General features: G+C 57.3%; 8 protein-coding genes and 3 pseudogenes. 10 read left to right on the top strand and 1 reads right to left on the bottom strand.

The annotated features are described in order from the left end of the window. Positions 1 to 104 precede the first annotated feature (104 nt). The 10 genes and pseudogenes from sthA (at position 105) to GEU01_RS24905 (ending at position 6,453) form a co-directional block, all read left to right on the top strand. The gene (gene sthA / locus GEU01_RS18370; RefSeq protein ID WP_019087246.1) at positions 105 to 1,541 is read left to right on the top strand and encodes a Si-specific NAD(P)(+) transhydrogenase; all 1,437 of its coding nucleotides are present in this window, start codon (positions 105 to 107) and stop codon (positions 1,539 to 1,541) included. Between the two features lie 124 nt (positions 1,542 to 1,665). Continuing rightward, a pseudogene (locus GEU01_RS18365) lies at positions 1,666 to 1,896 on the top strand (transposase domain-containing protein); the annotation flags it as partial. Next, a pseudogene (locus GEU01_RS23280) lies at positions 1,890 to 2,162 on the top strand (IS3 family transposase); the annotation flags it as partial. The pseudogenes GEU01_RS18365 and GEU01_RS23280, both read left to right, overlap by 7 nt. A 102-nt stretch (positions 2,163 to 2,264) precedes the next feature. After that, the gene (gene vapB, locus GEU01_RS18355) at positions 2,265 to 2,489 is read left to right on the top strand and encodes a type II toxin-antitoxin system VapB family antitoxin (RefSeq protein ID WP_026018865.1); all 225 of its coding nucleotides are present in this window, start codon (positions 2,265 to 2,267) and stop codon (positions 2,487 to 2,489) included. Continuing rightward, on the top strand, positions 2,490 to 2,900 hold the full coding sequence (gene vapC / locus GEU01_RS18350; protein WP_019087243.1) for a type II toxin-antitoxin system tRNA(fMet)-specific endonuclease VapC: 411 nt from the start codon (positions 2,490 to 2,492) through the stop codon (positions 2,898 to 2,900). 355 nt (positions 2,901 to 3,255) lie between these two features. Beyond that, positions 3,256 to 4,626 carry a hypothetical protein gene (locus GEU01_RS18345; RefSeq protein ID WP_019087242.1) on the top strand — a complete coding sequence of 457 codons (1,371 nt, stop codon included), beginning with the start codon at positions 3,256 to 3,258 and terminating at the stop codon, positions 4,624 to 4,626. Positions 4,627 to 4,768: 142 nt separating this feature from the next. Further along, on the top strand, positions 4,769 to 5,014 hold the full coding sequence (locus GEU01_RS18340; RefSeq protein ID WP_007400720.1) for a type II toxin-antitoxin system CcdA family antitoxin: 246 nt from the start codon (positions 4,769 to 4,771) through the stop codon (positions 5,012 to 5,014). Continuing rightward, positions 5,015 to 5,320 (top strand): CcdB family protein, encoded by a 306-nt coding sequence (locus tag GEU01_RS18335; RefSeq protein WP_007400721.1) that lies wholly within the window; start codon positions 5,015 to 5,017, stop codon positions 5,318 to 5,320. A gap of 155 nt (positions 5,321 to 5,475) precedes the next feature. After that, positions 5,476 to 6,106: pseudogene (locus GEU01_RS23275) on the top strand (tyrosine-type recombinase/integrase). A gap of 8 nt (positions 6,107 to 6,114) precedes the next feature. Continuing rightward, on the top strand, positions 6,115 to 6,453 hold the full coding sequence (locus GEU01_RS24905) for a type II toxin-antitoxin system Phd/YefM family antitoxin (RefSeq protein ID WP_007400724.1): 339 nt from the start codon (positions 6,115 to 6,117) through the stop codon (positions 6,451 to 6,453). 166 nt (positions 6,454 to 6,619) lie between these two features. On the opposite strand, the gene GEU01_RS18325 is transcribed toward GEU01_RS24905, so the two are convergent. Then, positions 6,620 to 7,376: IS256 family transposase (locus tag GEU01_RS18325; protein WP_019086275.1), on the bottom strand; the 757-nt coding region annotated here is incomplete at its 5' end.

Genomic DNA, 7,376 nt, shown 5'->3' with positions numbered 1-7,376 from the left:
TTCTGGTCCGCAGCCATCATGGCCGGCGAAATCCCGCATATGATCCGTGCGTTAGCCATACAGGCACGACATGGGCCGGAACAGTCCGGTTTGGGGGATGGGGCATGACCGAGACATATGATTATGATCTGGTCGTGATCGGCAGCGGCCCGTCAGGCAGGCGGGCTGGGGTTCAGGCGGCGAAACTGGGTCGATCCGTGCTGATTATCGAAAAAAATACCCGGGTTGGCGGGGTCTGTGTGCATACCGGCACCATTCCGTCCAAAACCCTGCGGGAGACGGTCCTCAACCTGACAGGCTGGCGGGAGCAGGCTTTCTATGGCCGGGCTTACCGTGCCCGCAAGGACATAACCATAGCCGACCCGAACAGTCGCCTGCGCAAGACCCTGGATTATGAAGTCGATATGCTGGACCACCAGTTCGCCCGCAACGGCATAGCGGTTGCGCATGGCACGGCACGGTTCGTGGATCCGCACCATATTACGATCACCATGGACAACAGGGTTGCGCGGACCGTGTCGGGTGACAGGATCATTATTGCGGTCGGCACCCGCCCGCACCGTCCGGCCAATGTGCCCTTTGACGGGACGGTCGTGCTGGACAGCGATGAAATGACCAGCCTTGCGCGCCTGCCACGTTCCCTGACGGTAATTGGCGGGGGGGTGATCGGTATTGAATACGCGACAATATTCAGTGCGCTGGATGTGCAGGTGAGCGTTGTCGAGGCACGTGACAGTATTCTGGATTTTGTGGACCGGGGCATCATTGCCGACTTCATGCATCAGTTATGTGATCGCGGGATGCGCTTCAGGTTGGGCAGCCGGCTGGATTCAATCACGGTCGCGGATGGACAACCCGTGGCCGTCCTGGCCGATGGCGGGCAGATCCGTTCTGATATCCTGCTTTATACCGGCGGACGTTCCGGGGCTACGGATCAACTCGGGCTTGATGCATGCGGTCTGCGGGCCGACAGTCGCGGCAGGTTGCAAGTAGACCCGAAGACGTTCCAGACAGGTGTCGCGCATATCTATGCCACGGGGGATGTCATCGGTTTTCCGTCCCTTGCTTCCACATCGCTGGAACAGGGGCGTATCGCAGCGTGCCATGCTTTTGGCCAGACCGTGCCGCCAGCCCCTGAATTCTTTCCTTATGGGATATATTCCGTGCCTGAAATCTCAACGGTCGGCATGACGGAAGAACAGGCAAAGGAAAAATCCATACCGTATGAATGCGGGATCGCACGCTTTCGCGAGACATCACGCGGGCATATCGCAGGCATGCATTCGGGGATGCTGAAACTGGTGATTTCCCTTGAAACCCACAGGCTGCTCGGGGTGCATATAGTCGGTGAAAGTGCCACGGAACTAATCCATATCGGTCAGGCCGTGCTTAATTTCGGGGGAACGTTCGACTACTTTATCGATGCGACCTTCAATTACCCGACATTGGCGGAAGCATACAAGATCGCGGCCCTTGATGCATGGAACCGCATTCCCCGTCGCAGGGGGGACGTGGAGTCTCCATCACCCGTGGCGACATGAAGGATCAGCTTTCCTTGCCTCCGCATTGCATGGCACCGGGCCTGCATGCAGGCTGATCTTCTGGCTGGTGAAGAAAGCTGGCAACATCGAACCTGGCGGAGTAAGGCAACTATGCTCTGTAGTCGGCATCGCTCTGGGCAGGAAAGCCTGGTTGTTCGCCGGTTCCGATCGGGGCGGCCCGCGCGCGGCCGACATGTATTCCCGCATCGTCATTGCAAAGCTCAACGACGTCGATCCCCAGGCCTGTCTCGCCGACGTTCTCGCCCGGATCAACGACCAGCCGGTCTCATGCCTGCACGAGTTCCTGCCCTGGAACTGGGAAAACACCCGTCACGCCAATCATACACAGAGGTGATGCGGCTGATCGACGCCCAGTTCCTGGAAACGTCCTATTATGGCTTACGGCAGATGACATGGCATCTGCGCCGCTTGGAACATGAAGTGGGCCGCAAGCGGGTTCGGCGGCTCATGGCGATCATGGGCCTGCGGGCGATTTACCAGAAGCCGCGTACGACCGTGCCCCATCCGGAGCATCGGAAATATCCATATCTGCTGCGGGATCTGGTCATCAATCGGTCTAACCAAGACTGGTGTTCCGATATCACATATATTCCCAATCGCCTGTCCGGATTGTGTGTATGCGGTGCAGAGAGTCCCAAAAATACGGGACATCTTTGTCCAAATTGGATATACACGATACATATCCATAAGGAGGGATCTCCGATGCTGACCCGTACAACACTCTTTCTATCCAATCGCTCGCAGGCGGTGCGTCTGCCGAAGATGGTCGCCTTCGGGGAACAGGTGCGTGAGGTGATCATCGTGTCCGAAGGTCCACGGCGGATCATCGCTCCGGTCGATGTGGCGTGGGATGATTTCTTTGCGGCTCCCGGGGTGGATCTGGGGGAGCGGAACCAGCCAGCCATGCAGGAACGCGAGGCGCTCTGAATGCTGCGTTACCTGCTGGATACGAACCTCTGTATCCGGGTGTTGCGGGATCGACCGCAGGGGCTGCGTCCGAGGTTCAACAGCTGTGCGGAGGAACTCTGCATCTCGGACGTGGTGCTGTATGAGCTGCTTTATGGCGCGGAACGCTCGTCTGATCCCGTGCACACAAGGCGTGAGGTCGAGCACTTCGCGGCAAGGCTGGCGGTCCTGCCATTCGACAGTGAAGCGGTCGCCCATACAGCGGACATTCGGGCTGCTCTTGAACGGAATGGCCGTATCATAGGTCCGTATGATCTCATGATTGCTGGGCATGCCCGGAGCAGGGGGCTGATTGTCGTGACGGGGAACCTTCGGGAATTCCAGCGGGTGGATGGTCTTCGAACCGAGGACTGGCTGACTGACACGGTCTGACCGGAAAAGACGCAGCGAGACAAAATATTGATAAAAACGACTGCTTATCAATCGACTATGTCATGCAGCGAGCTTCTCTACGAATCCGCTGACAAGCAGCAGTCTTCTTTGGTTGCAGGCTCCCGAAACCAGATATAAATCATTGATTTAAAACAATAAACTCTCCAGAACACGGCGGGTTTTTTATTGTCTGAAATTCCCTGCAGGAAACACATAGGAAACAGATGAAAAGATAATCCGGCGCAATTTTGTCGAAGGTCACATGTGTGTGAATGTGGGGCAGGGTGCCCTGATGCCTGTTTCGGGATATCGTTCCGGCCTCACCGAGTCAGGTTCAGGAAACGCAGTAACAGCCATGGCCGCAGACGAACTCACGGGACTGATCCGTTATCTCGGTCAGGAGGACTGGCAGGACCGTTTCAGCGAAGTGCTCGGCGATCACATCGGTCCGGCGCTGGAAGTGGGTGACATCACCTTCGAGGATCTGGCGGAGATGATCGGTCCCGACGTCGCCATGACATTGTGGGGCTGCGCTTTCGAAGATTTTCTCGGGCAGGACTGGGACGATGGCCGGAACTTCGTCGACGTTTACCTCAAGCGTCGGGGCTGGAAGGAAGGGCCACGTAACAGCGCCTACATGCGTGCCCTCAAGGCTTCGGTCATGAGCCTGTATGAAGTCTCGGACATCAGACCCGGCCAGAGCCTGATGGCGCGTGACCTGCTGCGGGGTGGGGAACCCGTTCTGGTGCATGAAGGCACGGCCACCTGGACACTGAAACAGTGGGACCGGATTGCAGCACGTCTCGTGCCGTCCGATGGAAAGACCATTCTGGCAGGCGGGTTGCTCGCTTATTCGCGGGGTGCCTGTGAGGATCTGGCTGCGAACCTTTACAGGGCTCTGCGGAAAAGACGGGGCAAGACCGAGTTTCCAAAAGTCGATACGCAGACGCTGCGTGAGCTTGCGCCGATGTTCACGCTGACCTGGCTGTTCCGGACACTGGAGGACATGGCCCGGGAGATGGAGGGGCCAGCGCTGTTCAATGGGGACGGAGAGGATCTGGTCTTCCACGAAGTGTGTTTCCCGCTGGCAAAGGGCGTGACGCAGAAGATGGTGGCAGATTCGCTTGACCAGATCGCGGCTTTGCGGCCGGAGAGCCGGTCGTTCTGGAACTGGCTGAAGGAAAAGCACGATGAACCTGCGCTGAAAACCGGGCGTGATGAAAACGGACGGTTTCTGCGCACGGAGATGGACGATGGCGCGATCGTGCTGGGCACGCTGGATCTGAAGGGGCGGCAGTTGCGGCTGCAGGTGAACTCGAAAGAGCGTGCCGAACGTGGTCGTGCCATGCTGCAGGCTGGTCTGGGAGATCTCGTGCGCGCTCCGCTCACGCAGATCATGACGCCGGCGCAGGCGATGGAAGACCGGGGGACGCCTGGACGGGAGGTCTCGCCAGAACTGCAGATCCCGCCCGAGGAGGAAGCCCGGATTATCGGGCAGATGCTGGAGCGGCACTATCGGCAGGTGCTTGATGAGCCAGTCCCGGCCCTGGGGGATTTGACGCCGCGCCAGGCCGTCCAGACAGTTTCAGGGCGTAAAAAGGTGGCCATCTGGTTGAAGGATATCGAAAACACTACGGTCCACGCCCAAGGGAGTGGCGGTGCCATGGCTGCCTACGATTTCGGGTGGATGTGGAACGAACTCGGAATCATCAGGCTCAGGAAATAGTCCGCTTTCGCCTCATGTCGGCCATAAGGAAAGCCGTTGAGGCCCCCAGAAAACGGTCGTACCTTCGCATAAAAATATGGGCATACAAATGCGCATAAACATGTGCTATATGCTGGTTGCCAGTATAATTAGGAGCAAAGCTATGGTTCGCGTGCATTCCGGCACTCCATCACGTCGCCCCACAAATGTGACGCTACCCGCTCAGCTGCTCGAAGAAGCCAAGTCGTTAGATCTCAACATATCGCAGGCCTGCGAGCAGGGGCTTAAGTCAGCTATCGCGTCGATCCGTGCTCAGCAATGGCTGGCAGACAATCGCGCTTCCCTCGAAGCCTCACGGCAGTATGTTGAAGAGAACGGGCTTCCCCTGGCGGACTATCGGAACTTCTAAATGGCCCGTTTTGATGTGTATCGTCTGGCCGGACGGGGAGAAGCACGTTTCGTTCTGGATGTGCAGGCAGATCTTCTGGACGCCTTGGGTACCCGTGTCGTTGTTCCGCTGCTGCCGCAGAGAACCGCACCAAAGCCTGCCAAGAGGCTGAACCCGGTGTTTATGGTTGACGACTGTCCCTTCGTCATGATGACGCAGTTTATGGCCGCAGTTCCTGACCGTGATCTGACGAAGATCATTGCTTCATTGTCGCTTTGTCAGGACGAAATTACTCAGGCGCTCGATCTGCTTCTCGCAGGTTTCTAAAACGCGACAGTGATCGGCTTACGCCTCATGTCGGTCATAAGCGGAGCCATTCGGACTTCCAGAAAGCGGGCGGTCGGCAATAGTTCTCGTTATCCGCCGATATTATCATCCAGACTTCTGATTGCTGCATCAGCAGCTGATCAGGAGAAAGTATCATGGAGAAGACAACTCGTTTTCCAACGCCTACGCTGAAGAAGTCCGTGCCCTGGAATGCAGGAAAAATGGTTGGCGCCAAGCCGGCGCTCAAAGAAAAGCATGTCTGGGCTATTCGGTTCTGGCTCGGGAACGAACAGCGTGTCAGAGACAGAGCGTTGTTTGATCTTGCTCTCGACAGCAAACTCAGAGGCTGTGATCTTGTCAGTCTTCGTATCGGCGACATCGTTACCAGCGGTCAGGTGCGTCACCGGGCCATGGTCGAGCAGCAGAAAACCCGGCGACCTGTGCAGTTTAAGATTACGGAAACGACGCGCGAAAGTGTGCGAGCGTGGCTGGAGCATCGCGGTGGTGGCTTGAATGAGTATGTTTTTCCAAGCCGCCCAAGCTCATCTGAGCACAAGGCAATACGCCCGGCTTCTGGATCAATGGGTTCAAGCGGTGGGACTTATACCTGGTGAATATGGAACTCATTCACTTCGCCGCACGAAAGTTGCCACGATTTACAAACGAACCGGTAATATTCGAGTAGTGCAGATCCGGCTTGGTCATTCAAAACTGGATAGTACGGTTCGATGCCTTGGGGTGGATGTCGAGGACGCTCTGGCACTGTCGGAAGCCACGGATCTCTGAAATCGAATATGCCTCGGGAATTTTTTACCTCCTCCCTGTGTGTACATGCTATGATGACACATAAGGAGGAGACCATGAGCCAGCATCTTTCAGATAACGCATCATCTCCACAGAAAATCGGTGTTCGGGAGTTCCGGGGAAACCTGACGGCGTATCTGCGTCAGGTCAGACAGGGTAGCACGATCCTCGTGACGTCTCACGACCAGGTTGTCGCTGAACTGCGGCCGCCAGCTTCTTCCTATCGTCCCCGTCGTCAACCAGGCGCATTGCGCGGGCGGATCAGAATGAGCGAAGATTTTGATCAGACACCGGCAGATATTCTTGAAAGTATGGAACGCGGCCTGTGAAGGTTTTGCTCGATACGCATGCGTTGCTGTGGTGGCTTTCGGACTCCAACCGGCTGGGTGAGAATGCACGGGAGATCATCGCAGATCCGGCCCACGATATTCTGGTGAGCATCGGGGAGTGTCCTGAAGTCTGTGTATCTGGCCTGGCCCATGGGTTTTCAGATACTCAAGCGGCGAAGCGCTCGCCGAACATTATGGCGAACTGGTTGCGGGCTGCAAACCATTCCCGAACATTCCGCCCGTCTTTCTCAAAGCTGCGGATCGCCAGGTAGATCAGCTTCGTTGCGGCATCGTCGGTCGGGAACGAACCGCGCGTCTTGATCGATTTGCGGATGACCCGGTTCAGGCTCTCGATGGCGTTCGTAGTGTATATGATCTTGCGGATCGCCGGATCGAAGGCAAAAAACGGGATCACTTCTGGCCATGCCCGGCGCCATGCCGGGGCGATCGACGCGTATTTCCCGGCCCATTTCTCCTCGAACGCATCGAGCTCTGCGGCCGCCATGTCAGCGGTCGCCGCCCCGTAGATCCGGCGCAGGTCGGCAGCCACGGCCTTGCGGTCCTTCCATGAGCAGAAGTTCAGGCTGTGGCGCACCAGGTGAACAATACAGGTCTGAACCATCGCCTCGGGAAAGGCGGCGGTGATGGCCTCGGGAAAGCCTTTCAGCCCGTCCACGACCGCGATCAGGATGTCCTGGATGCCCCGGTTCTTCAACTCGTTCATGACCGAAAGCCAGAATTTGGCGCCTTCATTCTCGGCGATCCAGAGCCCCAGAACCTCGCGCACTCCCTCGCGGGTGACACCGAGAGCAACGTAAACCGCCTTGTTTTTAACGGTCCGGCTGTCAGCATCGCGGATCTTTACCCGAAGGGCATCGAAGATCACGATGGGATACATCCGATCCAGCGCCCGGCCCTGCCAC

It is taken from the genome of Komagataeibacter europaeus LMG 18890, assembly GCF_000285295.1.
Taxonomy (GTDB): Bacteria; Pseudomonadota; Alphaproteobacteria; order Acetobacterales; family Acetobacteraceae; genus Komagataeibacter; species Komagataeibacter europaeus.
This window is presented reverse-complemented; position numbering and strand designations above follow the sequence as displayed.